The 16150-nt window shown below is 71.3% G+C and carries 14 protein-coding genes; 9 read left to right on the top strand and 5 right to left on the bottom strand.

Annotation, left to right across the window (positions count from 1 at the left end; all coding sequences use genetic code 11):
• Positions 1-359 precede the first annotated feature (359 nt).
• A complete protein-coding gene (locus WME75_RS45125) occupies positions 360-1727 on the top strand; it encodes a hypothetical protein (RefSeq protein ID WP_437484475.1) in 1368 nt (455 codons plus the stop codon).
• Between the two features lie 233 nt (positions 1728-1960).
• On the opposite strand, the gene WME75_RS45130 is transcribed toward WME75_RS45125, so the two are convergent.
• The 3 genes from WME75_RS45130 to WME75_RS45140 all read right to left on the bottom strand — a co-directional run bounded on the left by WME75_RS45130 (position 1961) and on the right by WME75_RS45140 (position 4182).
• On the bottom strand, positions 1961-2527 hold the full coding sequence (locus WME75_RS45130; protein WP_437484477.1) for a hypothetical protein: 567 nt from the start codon (positions 2525-2527) through the stop codon (positions 1961-1963).
• A gap of 855 nt (positions 2528-3382) precedes the next feature.
• Entirely contained in the window at positions 3383-3688 is a 306-nt protein-coding gene (locus WME75_RS45135) for a hypothetical protein (RefSeq protein ID WP_437484479.1), read from the bottom strand.
• Positions 3685-4182, bottom strand: coding sequence for an RNA polymerase sigma factor (locus WME75_RS45140; protein WP_437484481.1), 498 nt, complete (start codon positions 4180-4182; stop codon positions 3685-3687). Before WME75_RS45140 ends, WME75_RS45135 begins: the two co-directional genes overlap by 4 nt.
• 428 nt (positions 4183-4610) lie before the next feature.
• On the opposite strand from WME75_RS45140, the gene WME75_RS45145 reads away from it, so the two are divergent.
• The 8 genes from WME75_RS45145 (at position 4611) to WME75_RS45180 (ending at position 14132) form a co-directional block, all read left to right on the top strand.
• Positions 4611-4811 carry a helix-turn-helix domain-containing protein gene (locus WME75_RS45145; protein WP_437495060.1) on the top strand — a complete coding sequence of 67 codons (201 nt, stop codon included), beginning with the start codon at positions 4611-4613 and terminating at the stop codon, positions 4809-4811.
• A 1245-nt stretch (positions 4812-6056) separates the two neighbouring features.
• Positions 6057-6392 (top strand): DUF6968 family protein, encoded by a 336-nt coding sequence (locus tag WME75_RS45150; RefSeq protein WP_437484483.1) that lies wholly within the window; start codon positions 6057-6059, stop codon positions 6390-6392.
• Between the two features lie 770 nt (positions 6393-7162).
• Positions 7163-8284 (top strand): NAD-dependent epimerase/dehydratase family protein, encoded by a 1122-nt coding sequence (locus WME75_RS45155; RefSeq protein ID WP_437484485.1) that lies wholly within the window; start codon positions 7163-7165, stop codon positions 8282-8284.
• Positions 8281-9387, top strand: a complete 1107-nt coding sequence (locus WME75_RS45160) for an SDR family NAD(P)-dependent oxidoreductase (protein ID WP_437484487.1) — start codon at positions 8281-8283, stop codon at positions 9385-9387. Before WME75_RS45155 ends, WME75_RS45160 begins: the two co-directional genes overlap by 4 nt.
• Positions 9384-10676, top strand: coding sequence for a TIGR04295 family B12-binding domain-containing radical SAM protein (locus WME75_RS45165; RefSeq protein WP_437484488.1), 1293 nt, complete (start codon positions 9384-9386; stop codon positions 10674-10676). Before WME75_RS45160 ends, WME75_RS45165 begins: the two co-directional genes overlap by 4 nt.
• The gene (locus tag WME75_RS45170) at positions 10663-11859 is read left to right on the top strand and encodes a glycosyltransferase family 4 protein (RefSeq protein ID WP_437484490.1); all 1197 of its coding nucleotides are present in this window, start codon (positions 10663-10665) and stop codon (positions 11857-11859) included. Before WME75_RS45165 ends, WME75_RS45170 begins: the two co-directional genes overlap by 14 nt.
• Complete coding sequence (locus WME75_RS45175; protein WP_437484492.1) at positions 11850-13052, top strand: CgeB family protein; 1203 nt, start codon at positions 11850-11852, stop codon at positions 13050-13052. The genes WME75_RS45170 and WME75_RS45175 overlap by 10 nt, the downstream gene beginning before the upstream one ends.
• A gap of 69 nt (positions 13053-13121) precedes the next feature.
• Positions 13122-14132 (top strand): UDP-glucuronic acid decarboxylase family protein, encoded by a 1011-nt coding sequence (locus WME75_RS45180; protein ID WP_437484493.1) that lies wholly within the window; start codon positions 13122-13124, stop codon positions 14130-14132.
• Between the two features lie 48 nt (positions 14133-14180).
• On the opposite strand, the gene WME75_RS45185 is transcribed toward WME75_RS45180, so the two are convergent.
• Positions 14181-15293: a DNA glycosylase AlkZ-like family protein gene (locus WME75_RS45185; RefSeq protein ID WP_437484495.1), complete on the bottom strand. Its 1113-nt coding sequence runs from the start codon at positions 15291-15293 to the stop codon at positions 14181-14183.
• 272 nt (positions 15294-15565) lie between these two features.
• Positions 15566-16135: a YybH family protein gene (locus WME75_RS45190; protein ID WP_437484497.1), complete on the bottom strand. Its 570-nt coding sequence runs from the start codon at positions 16133-16135 to the stop codon at positions 15566-15568.
• Positions 16136-16150 lie beyond the last annotated feature (15 nt).

A 16150-nucleotide genomic window follows, 5' to 3' on the forward strand; every position in this document is an offset into this window, starting at 1 on the left:
TTGCCTGGGCGGCGTGCTGCCGAGGGAGTCCGCTTCCGTTTCGTGCTCTTCCGTTTCGTGCGGTCCTGTTTCGTGCAGTGCCGTTTCGTGCAGTGCCGTTTCGTGGCCGTGTCCCGCAATGGACCTCGAACGGTCGATTGCCGTTCATCGAGAAGCGCCATGCGCCATCTGTCGTGACGGCGCTTGTCGCAATGCCGGCGAAGCTTTCGGCGGCCGATCCTGCGCGGCGGTGCGGGTGCGGACGGGGCGCTCGCCGCGTTGCGGTTGCCAGAAGTTAGTTGTTCCGTGCCGGCGCCCGCCACGTATAGTGGCGGTGGTTGGGTTGGGCGTAGTTGGAATTCACACCCGGTGGAGACAAGATGAGCCAAGGTGGCTGGGGCGGATCAGGGGGCGGTCAGGGCGGCGGTGGTTACGGCCAGCCGCCGGGTGGCGGTGGCTACGGTCCGCCGCCGGGGCAGCCGCCGGGCGGCGGGGGTTACGGTCCGCCGCCGGGGCAGCCGCCGGGTGGCGGAGGTTACGGCCAGCCGCCGGGGCAGCCGGGCGGGGGTTACGGCCAGCCGCCGGGGCAGCCGGGCGGAGGTTACGGCCAGCCGCCGGGGCAGCCGGGCGGAGGTTACGGCCAGCCGCCGGGGCAGCCGGGCGGAGGTTACGGCCAGCCGCCTGGGCTGCCGCCGGGCGGCGGGGGTTACGGGCAGCCGCCAGGGCAGCCGCCGGGCGGTGGTTACGGCCAGCCGCCGGGGCAGCCGCCGGGCGGCGGGGGTTACGGTCCGCCTCCGGGGCAGCCGCCGGGCGGCGGGGGTTACGGTCCGCCTCCGGGGCAGCCGCCGGGTGGCGGGGGTTACGGCCAGCCGCCGGGCGGCGGTGGTTACGGCCAGCCGCCGGGGCAGCCTCCGGGTGGCGGCGGCTACGGCCCGCCTCCGGGGCAGCCTCCGGGCGGCGGCGGATGGGGCCAGCCTCCCGGCGGCGGCGGATGGGGCCAGCCTCCGGGTGGCGGAGCGTTCGGCGCGCCTCCTGGCGGCGGGGGCTACGGTCCGCCACCGGGCGGCGGCCCTTACGGTGCGCCCCCTGGCATGGGCAACACGACGTCGTGGGGAGCGGGAGATGCGGCGTCGTTCGGCTGGGAGCGCGTGAAGCGCGACCCGGCGGTCATCATCGGCGCCGTGGCCGTCGTCGGGTTCGCGGCGAACCTCCCCAACTTCATTGGCGGTGGCATCCAGGCGGCGCTCGCGAGCGACGCGCCCGCCGTGGGGTCGGGCATCCAGGGCATGATGCAGCTCCTCGGCCTCGTGGTGGGCAGCTACTTCGCCGGAGGCCTGTCCAGTCTCCTCCTGAAGGTGGCGCGTGGACAGCCGTACTCGTTCAACGACATCCTCGGCGGCGGGCAGTGGTTCTTGTCCATCCTGGGCGCCCAGATCCTGACCTTCATGGCCATCGCCCTCGGCATGGTCTTCCTGATCGTCCCCGGCGTCATCCTCGCGCTCGGCCTGAGCATGACGAACATGTGCATCGTCGATAAGAACCTGGGCGCCATCGACGCGATGAAGGAGAGCTGGCGAATCACGACCGGCCACAAGGGCGGCATCTTCGTCTATGGCTTGCTCGTCTTCGCGCTCGTGCTGGCGGGCTTGCTCGCCTGCTGCCTCGGCACGCTCGTGGCCGGGCCGATCGCCGCCATCGGTTACGCGTACATCTATCTGCGCCTGACCGGCCAGCCCACCGCAAGCTGAGCCCCCGGCGGCTCCCGTCCGCGCCTCCCCGGGCCCGGTCCACGCTCCTCCAGCGCAGCCACTGTCGATGATCGGAACGCCGGACCGGCGCCGTCCGGACTGAACGATCCATCTCGGCATCACCCGAGATCACCCAAGCTCGTCGCTGGTTGGTTCTGCGAAGGCGGGCAGGCCTGAGGAGCCCCTGTCCGTCGCGGCGCTGGAGGGCGCGAGCTGCCTCTGGTCCGGGAGATTTACTCGATCTCCACGCAGATGGAATCACCGAGCTCGCGAGAGTCGGTCGCGCGGAAGCCGCAGCCGTAGCCTGGACCGTCAATGGAGCCCCCTCCAGCGATCCTCGCGATCCCCCAGAGCCCGACGTGAGTGCATATCTCAGCCGAGTAGGCGGAGACGGTCGCGAGATCCACGTGCTCGAAGCCTTCCAGGCACTGACCTCCGCCTCTCACTGCCGCAAAGGTGGTCTCGCCGATGTCAAAGAGCTCGTAGTTGGGTTTGCAGAGTATGGAGTCGAGCTCGCGGGTATCGTCAGCATTCTGCTGGCAGTTGTTCCACTGGCCATCGATCGAATTCTCGCCTGCGATACGAAAGACTCCTGAATAGGGGAGCGCATCGCAGCGGCCGACAAACGTCCAGAAGGCGTCGGCTATGGTCAACGGTGTGTATCCTGAGGGGCAAGTTTCTCCCTCGTATATTCCGAACTCCACCGCCTGAGCTTCAGCGGGGGCGCTCAGCGAGATGCCTCCGACGACAAGGCTGCAGAACAGGGCGCGCATGGGCTTCATGTGAGAGATGTATTTCATTTGTTCGCCAATGTGTTGTTATGGTGAGTTATGGTTCCAAGCCAAGCGCGTGGTCGGGCGCAGGGATTCATCGGTGCATCCTGGTCGCGCCGCAAGGTGCGTTGTGGGCTCCGCAGTGGAGAGCCCGTCCCGTGCTTCATCGGCCAGCGCGGAGGCATCATTCTCAGAAGCGGAAACGCTGTCAACGTCCAAGCGAGCGTGTCGTTTTCATGGATATCTATTGTTGAGATGGAAATGGCAGTCTGATCCCAGTCACCCGGTCAGCAGAACAGGCCTTGCCTTCGGTCGGACTCTGGACTTCGCCCGTGGGTCGCAGAGCTCGGCGAGGCGCGTGCCGCTCGCGACGTCGTCTCCCTTCACCCGCAGCCCGAGGTCCGGAGACAGGCGCATCCGACCCGCCCCGCGACCGCGCCAGGATCATGTCCAGAGTATGCGGCGATACGGTGGGCGACGCCAGACAGCGGGCTGGAACGGCGGCGTTCGAGAAATGAAACAGTGCTATCGCTGCTGCGGGGAGTCGCGCCGGGGAGCGAACCGCCATGACGAAGAGGGCGCCAAGAAACCAGGGGATCGGGAGGGGGAATGCAGGGACAGCCCCTGGGTCGCGGGGCCATATCGGCTTCAAGCGGCGCCTCCGTTGCTTCTGCTGGACCGAATGCGGTGCAACTTTGCGCTGTGGGCGAAGTCTCCGGCGGCGTACGGCGTGCGGCGTGCTGGTGCAGCCTGGATGCCGATCAAGTTGCCTGCTCCCTGTAATAATGAAAACTCATGCTCCTGTGCGTCCTGGCGCCGCCCACGCTCAGCAGCGCTACGCGAGCGTGCTGCAGCGTGCTTCGGTCGGACCTTGTCGCTGCTTCATCGCGTCCCGTTGCGCTCGCGACGCACGAAGAACCGCTCGATGGCGTCGAGCACCTGCAAGGCGCCGCGCGCCGCGGCGACGAACTCGCGGTCGTCTTGCGTCTTCGCGTAGAGCTGGTCATCGAGCACGGCGCTCCACAGGCGCTCGCGGTTCCACGGCCGGACGGGGAACGGGAGGAGCGCCAGCGCCGCCTCGGCGATGGCGCTGAGGTCGGCCTCGGTCAGCACGACGTCCGTCAGGATCGGGGTGGGCGGCCTCGGCAGCTTCCTGCGGGCGCGTCTCCGCTTGGCTCGGTCGTTCATCGGCGCCTCCGGAGCTGGAGGGCCAGCGCCTCACGGGCGAGGCGGAGTCGGCTCGCCGCGGTCCCCGGGCGCATGCCGCTGGCCTTGGCGAACGCGACGAGCGAGCGGGGATCGTCGACCGCGAGCAGGATGTCGCGCTGCCAGGGCTTCAGGCTCTCGAAGACCAGCAGCGTCTCGCGCGCGGCGACCTGCGCTTCCAGGCTCGGGCCGACGGGCTCGCGCAGCAACCCGAGCGGCTGCGCGTGGAGTACGGCACGGCGCACCCACGCGCTCCCGAGGTAGTGCCCTGTCTTGCGCCACGCGATGCCGTAGAGCCACGCGCGGAGCGCCTTGCGGGCGTCCTGCGCGGGGTCCGGCCGGTACATGCCGCGCTGCACGGACCGCCAGGCGCCGAGCAAGATGCCTTGCTCCACGTCGGCGCGGTCGCGCTGCGGTACGCCGCTCGCGATGAGCACGGCGACGATCACGGACCGCTCCGCGAGGATCGCCTCCATGCTCGGATGGGCCGCAGGATGCCGCCTCGCGGGCTCCTCATGCTCGGCACCCGCGCCGCGGCTGGTTTCGGTGCTGGACCGCCGTGCTCGGCGGTGAAGGAAGCGATCGGGTTGATGGGTGGGGCTGTCGACGGACAGCTCGATCTTTTGGCCCTTTTCGGGCTGCGGACGTAACTTGCCCATGTCGGACCTCGTTCCTCGGGGTTCCGGCCACGCTCCCCGGTCGGTTGGCGCCGACGCGGGGAGCACTTTTTTGTGGTCCGTAGAGGCTACGCACAGGCCCTGCAGGCCGTCAACGAAATACAGACGATCGTCTGTTAATCCGGTAAGACCGCGGCGCTACGTCTGCGAACGTGAGTAGCGCCCGCGTCAACACGGTGCTGAGGTACGTCGCGGCGAACGTCCGACGGATTCGGCTCAAGCGCGACATGACTCAAGAGGCGCTGGCCGAAGCCGCCGACCTCCATTTGACCTTCATTCAGCGCATTGAAGCCGGTCGCGTGAACCCGAGTGTTGGTGTTCTCGTCCAGCTCGCTGATGCGCTCGAGGTATCCCCAGGGCTCTTGCTCCGCCCGGCAACGATGCCAGAGGTAAAACGAGGTCGTCCGCGGAAGGCGCCGACAGGATAGGCGCCTTCCGCTCACGGTCGTCGCTGGTACCGCTGCGCATCGCGCTCCGCTCCGACCCGAGCCGAGATTGCGCTGCAACGGCGTCGTCGTCGGACATGCCCGACTGCCCCGAGATGATACGGGCGATCTTCTCGCTGACGGTGAGCCCGGCGAGCGGCGAGGCGTGGCCAACGAGCCGAGCGTGCTCGGCGCGCTCCGCTTGCTCGTCGCGCCCGGCGCATTCCTTTGCGAGCGCGGCGCCGTGGATCGCCTCGTACACGTCCGCGGCGCCGTGCTGACCGGCAGCACGCAACTGAGCCAGTCTCGCGAGATGCGGCGTGTCGAGCGGCGTCGTCGCCATGGCCGTGGTGCCGCTCCGGTCCGCCGTCGATGGCTGTGCCGAGGTCGATTTAGCGTGCATCCCGCACCTCCGCGCGTCCGATGAATTCGCGAGAGAATCAGCGCGGCGATCTTCTCGGCGGACTCGCGCGAGCCTGCCCATGTCGTGCTGATGCCGTAGTCCTGCTCGATGGCGAGCGGACCTGTGATCACCGCCTGCGGCATCGTCTTGTTGCGGTAGTGATGCGCCCAGACATCGGGGACGCCGGCCTCCACCAGGATCGTCTTGAGCTCGTACGATCGAAGCCGCTCTCGCCAAGGTCGGTGCTCGCGAGGACGCGCTGCCGCGCCGCCGCGGGCCGTGAAGATCTCCAGCCTGCGGGTCGTAAGTGGATAGCCAGGCGCTCTCACGAGGACACACGTACTGAGTCAAGGTACGCTACACATCGGCACGCCCCTTCCGCTCTCCGACGGGCGCTTCATATAGGCGAGCGGGGGTCAGGTGATGTTCAAAGCCGCGCTCGTAACGTTCACGCTGTTACTTGTTCTTCGACCTGGAGCGGTCACAGCTGAGGATCTGGAACCCGAACGTGCACCACAAGGGCGATGCGACAACGCAGTAAACGATGGATCGGACGTGTGGCAACTCATGTGCGGCGCTTTGGTGGCATCTCCGAAGACCAAACGGCAATGCCATGCCGAGCACAACGAAGGTCGCGCAAAGGCTGTGGCTGCCTGCCGATTTGGCACTTGCGAAAACGCCTGCAGAACGCTCAATCAACGATGGGATCTGTATTGCTCGGAGAGAATTCCACGTAAGCACCGGAAAGTGTGCGACAGAGCACGCACGTTCGGCAACGGCAGGTGTCTTGCAGTATGCAGAGGACGGACGCTTGCCGATGCCGAGGACGGTGGCACCATCGGCGCATGCAGCTCCCCATCGCAGAGCGAGAGCTCACGCTGAAGCGGCCGGACGGTACCGAAGAAGCGATCCGTGTTCTGTTGTGGAAGCCGGAGTTCAGGCATGAGCGCGGATGGGAGGTTGATTTTGAAATCCGAGGGCCGGGTAGCGAGGTCACGCGCTCTCATGGGTCAGGGCACGACGCCTTTCAAGCTTTGTACGGCGCGTTACACATGATACCGATCCTAATGGACGGCCTCGGTGCATTGGGCCAGGTGAGTGCCCATGAGGACGACTGGCACTGGTTTCCTGCTATTCCTCGATTGACGAAGCCAACAACAGGCGAGCCACGGTCCGAGTAGGGCCACGGGAGGTCACACGGCACGGCGAGGCGAGGCTCCCCCATCGCGAGGTCGAGCGGCGTGTCGCCCGCACAATGAGCAGCGGCGATCGTCTGTGTCAGGGTGGCGACGAGCGCCTGGCGCGGGCTCGCCTCTGGCATGGTCGTGCCCCATGGCGCGTCCGTCACGGCCGCCGCGGGGACCGCCGGAAGCGTCAGGGAATCGTCCGGCCGACCAGCGATCGCGGGGTTAGCGCTCACGATCAGCAGGTTGGCGTCCGCCTCGATCCCCTCGATCCCCTCGAAACCCGCGCAAGTCCGCCCGATCGCGCCGCTCCGCTCCCCCGCGCCGCGCGACGAACAGGCTCTCCTCGCTCCGGGCAACTCGGCTCCTCCTCCCGTCCCGTCCCCTCCCGCCCCGCGGAATCCCACATTCCGCCCCCCATCGAGCCCCCCGCTCCCCGCCCCCTCCTGTCCACGGCCGCTCCTCGCCGCGATCCCCCCTTTGCCACCCATGAATCCACGCCAGCGTCCGGCGCCTCCGTACCCTCTCTAAGGCCTGCGCCAGGTCAGATACCTACCGTGAGACAAAGCTCCTTGGATCGGATTGCGAGCCTCAAGACCGCATGTTAATCGGTGCCCCTCGGAGACTCCAGCGCAGCGAGGCGCGGAGCCGGGGGGAACATCGCGCGGCGCGCGGACGCTCTGTCCGCCGCGCCGCCCTGCGCCGCCCGCTCGCGAGGTGCTCTCTCGCGCCGCCCGCTGCTCGTCCAGACCGGAACGGAGCATGATATGCCTGACCATGTCCTGATCACGGGGGGCGCCGGATTCATCGGCTCCCACCTCGCCGACGAGCTCCTGCGCGCAGGGCACCGCGTCCGCGCCCTCGATAACCTCGTACCCCAGGTCCACGGCCCCGACCGGCGCCGCCCGGCCCACCTCGACCCGGCCGTCGAGCTCCTCGTCGGCGATGTCCGCGACCGCGACGCCGTGAGGCGCGCCCTCCGGGGCGTCGACGCGGTCGTCCACCTCGCCGCCGCGGTGGGCGTCGGACAGAGCATGTACCGCGTCGAGCGGTACACGTCCGTCAACGCCGTCGGCACCGCCGTGCTCACCGAGGCCCTCGCCGAGCAGCCCGTGCGAAGGCTCGTGATCGCCTCCAGCATGAGCGTCTACGGAGAAGGCCTCTACCGCCGGCAGAGCGGCGAGCTCGTCGCCCCGCGCAGCCGGCCCGTCGAGCAGCTGAAGCGCGGCGCCTTCGAGATCTGCGCCGCGGACGGCGAGGCGCTCGTCCCCGTGCCGACGCCCGAGGACAAGATACCCGCCCTCGACTCCGTCTACGCGCTGTCCAAGTACGATCAAGAGCGGCTCTGCTTCATCGCCGGTCGCGCTCACGGCATCCCCGCCGTCGCGCTCCGCCTCTTCAACGTGTACGGCCCGCGCCAGGCGCTCTCCAACCCCTACACGGGCGCGCTCGCCATCTTCGCCGCGCGCCTGCTCAACAACCGTCCTCCGCTCGTCTTCGAGGACGGGCTCCAGCAGCGCGACTTCGTGAGCGTGCACGACGTCGCCGAGGCCTGCGTCAAGGCGCTCGCCGAGGACACCGCCGCCGCCGGCAAGGTGCTCAACATCGGCACCGGCCGCCCGCGCTCGATCCGCGACGTCGCCGAGGCGCTCTGCAAGGCGCTCGGCAAGCACGAGATCGAGCCCGAGATCACCGGCCGGTGCCGCGTGGGGGACGTCCGGCACTGCTTCGCCGACACCCGCGAGGCGCGGCGCGTCCTCGGGTTCACGCCGTCCGTCCCGTTCGAGCGCGGGCTCCTCGAGCTCGCCGGCTGGATCGACGGGCAGACCGCGCGCGACGGCGCCGCCCAGGCGCGCGCCGAGCTCGAGGCGCGGGGGCTCTCGCTGTGACGCCGCCCGTCCTCATCACCGGCGGGGCCGGCTTCATCGGATCGAGCCTCGCCGATCGGCTCCTCCGCGAGGGGGAGCCGGTCCTCGTCCTCGACAACCTCTCGCGCGCGTTCGTCGAGCGGAACGTCGAGCTCCTCCGGCAGCGCCACGGCACCGGCGTGGAGATCCTCCTGTGCGACATCCGCGACGCGCAGGCCGTGAGCGACGCCGTGCGGCGCGCCTCGTTCGTCTTCCACCTCGCCGCGCAGGGCGCCGTCACGCGCAGCGTCTCGGATCCGGCGCTCGACTTCGAGGTGAACGCGCGCGGCACGCTCAACGTGCTCGAGGCGCTCCGGCGGCTCGACCGCCCGCCGCCGCTCCTCTTCGCCTCGACAAGCAAGGTCTACGGCGCGCTGCCCCACCTCGCGCTCGAGCGGCGCGAGGACCGGGTTCGACCCCTCTGCGAGCGCGCGCGCGAACACGGCATCTCCGAGGCGCAGCCGCTCGATTTCCAGAGCCCCCACGCGTGCTCCAAGGGCGCCGCCGACCAGTACGTCCTCGATTACGCCCGCACCTTCGGCCTCGACGCCGCGGTGCTCCGGATGAGCTGCATCTACGGCCCCCGGCAGTTCGGCAACGAGGACCAGGGGTGGATCGCCCACTTCGTCGGGCGCGCCATCCGCCGCGATCCGATCACCCTCCACGGCGACGGGCTGCAGGTCCGCGACGCGCTGTTCATCGAGGATCTCGTCGACGCCTTGCTGCTCGCGCGGCGCGAGCTCAAGCCCGCGTCGGGCTGCGCCTTCAACCTCGGGGGCGGCCCGGAGCGGGCGGTGAGCCTCGTCGAGCTGCTCGACCTCATCGCCGAGCTCGACGTCGACGGGCGCCGCCCCGCCGTCTCGCTCGCCGCGCGGCGGCCGGGCGATCCGCGGTACTACGTCTCCGATTGCCGCGCCTTCCAGGCGCTCACCGGCTGGGCGCCGCGCGTCGCCCTCCGCGACGGGCTGCGCGCGCTCTACAAATGGCGCCTCGGGGTCGAGGAGCGCCTCGGGGCCGTCTACACGGACGCGCCCGCGTCCGCCCGGCTGGGCCGCCTGGACCGGCGGCTGGGGGTCGCCTCGTGAAGGTCGCGCTTGTCAACCCGCCCTGGAGCTTCGACGGCAGCGTCTACCTCGGCTGCCGCGAGCCGCACCTGCCGCTCGAGCTCGGCTACGCGAAGGCGCTGCTCGAGCGCGCCGGCCACGAGGCCGCCCTCGTCGACGCCCAGGCGCGCGGGATCGACCTCGGCGCTGTGCGCGCCGAGGTCGCCGCGTTTCGCCCGGACATCACGGCGATCACCACGGCGCCGAGCTACCTCCTCTGGCGCTGCCCGCCGCCCGAGCTGCGCGTGCCCATGGCGGCGGCCGCCGCGCTGCGGGGCCACGGCGGCCTCCTCGTCGCGGTCGGGCCCCACGGCTCCACGACGCCCCGCGCGGCGCTCCGCAAGCTCGGCGTGGACGTCGTGGTCCTCGGCGAGTGCGAGGAGATCCTCGTCATGCTCGCGGGCACGACCGGATCGCGCTTCTGGCAGATCCCGTCGATCGCCTACCGCAGGAAGGGCATCGATCATGTGCAAGGCGGCCCCTACGCCGCGTGCGTGAGGGCGCTGCCGGCGCTGCGGTGGGACGCCGCGACGATCGCGCGGCACGTCCACCACCACCACCGCTTCGACGCCGTGCCCGAGGGGCCGAGCGCCGAGATGGAGACCTCGCGCGGCTGCCCCCACCGCGGCGCCTCCTGCGCGAAGGAGAGCGCGCGCGACACGCTCCGGAAGCGCCCGCTCGAGACGGTGCTCGACGAGCTCGACGGGCTCCTCGCCCAGGGCGTCCGCCACGTCTACTTCATCGACGAGCTCTTCCTGCCCGACCGGGCCCTCCTCGAGGCGCTCTGCGCGCGGGACGTCGTGTTCGGCGTCCAGCTCAGGATCGACGGCTGGTCGCGCGAGATGCTCGATCTCCTCGGCCGCGCGGGCTGCGTCTCGATCGAGGCCGGCGTCGAGAGCGCCTCGAACGAGGGGAGGGGCGCGCTCGCCAGGCGGTGCAGCGCGTCGCCCGAGGAGATCACCGCGCTGCTCGTCCACGCCCGGCGGAGCGTGCCCTTCGTGCAGGCGAACCTGAGCCACGCGGGCGATGGCGATCCGGCCGAGGCGGCGGCGTGGCGGCAGCGCCTCCTCGGGCTCGGCGTGTGGGCGAACGAGCCCGTCCCGAGCTTCCCGTACCCCGGCTCTCCGGCGTACGCCCGGCGGTGGGGCGCGCCCGACGACGGCGCCTGGGAGCGTGCGCACGCCCATTACGTCGCCGAGCACCGGGCGTTCGGCGAACTGCAGGACAGCCGGCCGCTGCCGCTCACGGAGCTCGAGCATGGCGCGCGGTGACGGCGGCCTCTCCGGCGCGGCGGCGCCTCGGCCGCGGCCTGAGCGCGTGCTGATGACGGCCGACACCCAGGGCGGCGTGTGGACCCACGCGCTCGAGCTCGCCGCGGCGCTCGCGCGCTCCGGCGTGGCCACGGTGCTCGCGGTCATGGGCGGGCCGCTGTCGCCCGCGGCGCGCGCGGCCGCGGCCGCGATCCCGGGGCTCGAGCTCGTCGAGAGCGCCTACCGGCTCGAGTGGATGGATGATCCGTGGGACGACGTCGCGGCCGCGGGCGACTGGCTGCTCGACCTGGAGGAGCGGACGCGGCCCGACCTCGTCCACCTGAACGGGTACTGCCACGCGGCCCTGCCGTTCCGTGCGCCCCGCGTCGTCGTGGGGCACGCCTGCCTGCTGTCGTGGTGGCGCGCCGTCCACCGCCGGCCGGCGCCGGTCCGCTACGAGCGCTACCGCGCGCGGGTCGCGGAGGGGCTCCGCGCCGCCGAGGCCGTCGTCGCGCCGAGCGCGTCCATGCTGAGCGCCCTCGCGGGCGAGTACGGGGCGCTCGGCCTCGGGCGCGGCCACGTCATCCCGCACGCGCGCGACAGGCGGCGGTTCCTGCCGGGGGCGAAGGAGCGTTTCATCTTCGCGGCCGGCCGGCTCTGGGACGAGGCCAAGAACCTCGCGGCGCTCGAGAAGGTCGCGCCCCACCTGCCGTGGCCCGTGCTCGTGGCCGGGAGCGACGTCGCGTCGGGCGGCGTCGGCCGCCGCGCCGGGGAGAGCCTCTGCTCGCTCGGCTGGATGAGCGAAGGCGAGCTCGCGTGGTGGATGGGGCGCGCCGCGATCTACGCCTTTCCGGCGCGGTACGCGCCGTTCGGCATGTCGGTCCTCGAGGCCGGCCTCTCCGGCTGCGCGCTCGTGCTCGGCGACCTGCCCAGCCTGCGCGAGGTCTGGGGCCACGCCGCCGTCTACGTCCCCGCGGACGATCCGGGCGCGCTCCTCGGCGCGCTCGCGCACCTCGTCCGGGACGTCGCGCGCCGCGAGGCGCTCGGCGCGCTCGCCCGCCGGCGCGCGGTGCGCTTCAGCCCGCACGCCATGGCCCGCCGCTACCTCGAGGTCTACGCCGTCGCGCTCGCGGCCCGGCGGCCGGCCGCCTCGCAGCTCTGCCCTCCCTCGACGCCGACGCCCTGCGGGACACCATGCGAATAGCGCTCTTCTGCCACTCCCTGCTCTCCGACTGGGACCACGGGCACGCGCACTTCCTCCGCGGGATCGCGGCGGAGCTCGACGCGCGCGGCCACGACGTCCTCGCCTTCGAGCCGGCCGACGCCCTCAGCGCCGAGCGCCTCGTGGCCGCCCGCGGCCCGGCCGCGCTGGGCGAGGCCGCCGCCGTGTACCCCCGCCTCTGCCCGCGCCGCTATGCGCTCTCCACGCTGGACCTCGACGCCGCGCTCGCGGGCGTCGACGTCGTGCTCGTCCACGAGCGGAGCGACCCCGAGCTCGTGCGGCGCCTCGGCGAGCACCGCGCGCGCGCGGATCGCTATCGGCTGTTCTTCCACGACACGCACCACCGCCTGCTCACCGATCCGGCCGCGATCGTGCGGCGCGATCTCTCGGGGTACGACTGCGTGCTCGGCTTCGGAAAGAGCCTTTGCGATCTCTACCTGCGCCGCGGCATCGCCCGGCGCGCCGTGGTGTGGCACGAGGCCGCCGACGCGCGCGTCTTCCGGCCGCTGCCGGGGGTCGAGAAGGAGCGCGATCTCGTGTGGATCGGCAACTGGGGGGACGGCGAGCGGGAGGCGGAGCTCCGCGAGTTCCTGATCGAGCCCGTGAAGGCGCTCGGGCTGCGCGCGCGCGTGCACGGGGTGGGCTATCCCGAGCACGCGCTCGCGGCGCTCGCGGGCGCCGGCATCGAGCACGCCGGCTGGCTCCCCAACCACGAGGTCCCCGACGCCTTCGCGCGCGCGCGCGTCACGGTGCACGTCCCGCGGCGGCCGTACGCCGCGCTGCTCCCGGGCATCCCCACGATCCGGCCGTTCGAGGCGCTCGCGTGCGGGATCCCGCTCGTGAGCGCGCCGTGGACCGACGCCGAGCGCCTCTTCTCGCCCGGCCGCGACTACCTCGTCGCGCGCACCGGCGCGGAGATGGCGGAGCACCTCCGCGCGCTCCTCGCGGACCCCGATTTCGCGCGCGGCGTCGCCGAGCACGGGCGCCGGACGGTGCTGTCGCGCCACACGTGCGCGCACCGCGCGGACACCCTGCTCGACCTCGCCGACGAGCTGCTCTTGCGGCCGTTCTACCGGCTCGCCGGCGACGAGGAGCAGGACGAGCTGGAGCGGAGCGGGGCGGCGTCCGGGGTTCGCCGCTGCGACCCGGCGCATCACCGGAGCCCGCTCGCGTGAGGCGCGGGGCGGGCGGAGGGGGTCTCGGCGCTCCGCGAGGGGCGGGGTTGCGACAACGGAGGTGTTCCGATGGTGGACGCGAACGGGAGATCGGTGGGGAGGAGCATGCGCATCCTTGTGACGGGGGGCGCCGGCTTCGTCGGCTCGCACCTGTGCGAGCGGCTCCTCGCGGATGGCCATGAGGTCATCGCGCTCGACGACTTCTCGACGGGCTCGCCGGCCAACGTGGCCCACCTGATGCGCAGCAGGCGCTTCTGGCTTGTCGAGCGCGACGTGGCGCAGCCCTTCGATTACGAGATCGACAGGGTCTACAACCTGGCGTCGCCGGCGAGCCCGGCGCGCTATCAATGCGATCCGGTGCGCACCACGATCACGAACGTGGTGGGCACGCTGAACGCGCTCTCGTGCGCCGAGCGGCACGGCGCGCGGCTGTTGCAGGCGTCGACGAGCGAGGTGTACGGCGACCCGGAGGTGCACCCGCAGCCGGAGGGCTACCTCGGGCGGGTGAACCCGATCGGGGTGCGCGCCTGTTACGACGAGGGCAAGCGTTGCGCGGAGTCGCTGGTGATGGACTTCCACCGTCAGGGGCGGGCGTCGGGGCGGATCGCGCGGATCTTCAACACGTATGGTCCCCGGATGGCGCTCGACGATGGGCGCGCGGTGAGCAACTTCATCGTCCAGGCGCTCCGGGGAGAGGAGCTGACGGTCTACGGGAGCGGGTCGCAGACGCGGAGCTTCTGTTATATCGACGACCTGGTGGAGGGGTGTGTGCGGCTGATGGAGCATCCGCTGGAGGTGGGGCCTGTGAACCTGGGCAATCCGGTGGAGGTGACGGTGCTCGAGCTGGCGCAGGAGATCGTGCGGCTCACGGGGAGCGCGAGCCGGATCGTGTTCCGGCCGCTGCCGGAGGACGACCCGAGGCAGCGGCGGCCGGCGATCGAGCTGGCGCGGCGAAGCCTGGGGTTCGAGCCGCGGGTGGCGCTCCGGCAGGGGCTCTACGCGACGATCCAGAGCTTCCGGGCGGCGCTCCTGGGGGCGGGGGAGTGCCCGCGGCGGGGGGAGCCGGCGCTGGCGAGCTGAGGAGTCGACCGAAGGCCACGGCCCGGCTCTGTGCCGGGGCACTTCGCTTCAGGTGTCGTGGCCCAGGAAGGCGTGCATGCGTTCGAGCTCGGCCGCCAGCTCGCGGCGGAACGCCGCATCGCGCGGCGCGCGGCCGGACACATAGCCGAGCTCGACCCGCTCGACGCCGTCGCGTGCGCTCAGGTTGGCCCAGCCGATCACCTTTTCGCCCCACAGCAGCGGCAGCGCGTAGTAGCCCAGCTTGCGCTTGGGTGCCGGCACATAGGCCTCGAAGCGATAGGCCCAGCCCCACAGCAGCTCGAAGCGGCGGCGGTCCCACACCACCGGATCGAAGGGCGCCAGGAGGCGCACCGTTTCATCCGGCGCATGGCGGCGCGATGCCGGGTCCTCGTCGGCCGGCCACAGCCAGGTGGTGCCGTCGATCACGACGCTGGCCAGCTGCGCGCGCGCGAGCCGCATCGCCGCGCGCGATTCGCTGCGCAGCTGCGGCGCGCCGTGGCCCAGCAGGCTGACCAGGTAGCCGAAGCTGGCCGCCGGCAGCGGCGCGTACTTGCGCACCACGAGCTCCACCAGCGCGGCGGCGCGGCGCGCGCGGCCGGCCGGGCTGTCGTCGGCCGGCGGATGCGACGCCGCCTCGTAGACGCGCGTGCCCGTGTCGCGCCGCACCACCCGGAGCATGCCGCGGTAGTGCATGCCCTCCAGCAGCTGGGTGCTGGCATTGAGCGTGTTGCCCCAGTAGCCCTGCACGCGGCCGTGATGCGAGAACTCGGCCGCCACCTCCTTCGGATGGGTTGGGCCGCGCTCGCGGATGAAGGCCAGCACCTCGGTCGCGCGGCTCCGCGTGGCGGCGTCCCATGCGCGCCTGGCGATGCGCGGATGCAGCAGCGCCAGGTGTTCGCGCGGCAGGAAGCCGTAGTTGACCAGGCGGTCCTCCTCGATCGCGAGCCGCGGATAGCGGCGCTCCAGGTCGCCGGCGCAATAGTCCCTGACGCGATGGCGCAGCGTCAGGTCCTGGGCGCGCGCTGGCGCGCGGATCGGGTCGGCCTGCACGAAACCCAGGCGCGAGATCGCGCGCCCCAGCGTGGTGGGCGCGAACAGCGTGCGCGCCACCGCATAGCGGCGCAGGTCGTCCAGATCGATGCTTTTTCTATTGGCGGGCATGGTGGCTCAGGAAGGTCGGCGCGCGGCGGGCGCCGCGAGCAGCGCCAGCTGCCGGTCGTGCCAGCCGGCCAGCAGCAGCTGCGCGGTCATCGCAACCAGCCAGGCCATGAACATGTCCTTCTGGGCGTCGAATGGATCGCCCTGGGGGCTGGACGCGAAGAGCGCAAGGACGCAACAATGAACGAGATTTGTTCTTTTTGCGACTTTGCGACTTTGCGACTTTGCGTTGAAATCTCTCTCCGGATCCCTGGCCGGACTCCTTGTGGGTGGGACTACTGGGCGGGTTTGACCTGCGGATCCGAGCCGCGCACCAGGCGGAAAGCGTCGTCGGTCGCCTGCGTGTTCTGCGTCGTCACGATCTGGAGCTTGTCCCCCTCGCGCCGCGCGACGTGCACAAGGATGCCTTGCATGTCGGGCGCCGGTTGGCCGTCGGGCCGGAGGGCGCCTGTCAGCACCCATGCCCAGCGGACCACCGCGACGTCCGGCGCGACGAAGCGCGTCTCGACACGCACGCTCTCGAGGCGGCTCTGCCGGAAGACGGTCTTGTGAATGCCAACATGGCTGTCCCGGATGGCCGCGCGCCCGTGCCACCACATCCCGAAGATGTTCACGAAGTCCGCGTCCTCGGCATTCAGGGCAGCGAACGCATCCATGTCGTGCCGGTTCCAGGCGTCGTTGAACGCAGCCACGAGCTGCTCCCCCAGCGCCTGCTGCGCGCGCGCATCGGGCGCCGCCGCGGCGGCCGGCGTCGCGGGAGTCACAGGCGCGGCAGGCGGCGGCGAGGCCGGGGCGCAGGCGAGCAAGAGGAGCGGCAGCGCAGCGGTGGCGAGGAAGCGATGCATCGGGTGCCATTACCT

Source organism: Sorangium sp. So ce1014, assembly GCF_051521505.1.
Taxonomy (GTDB): domain Bacteria; phylum Myxococcota_A; class Polyangia; order Polyangiales; family Polyangiaceae; genus Sorangium.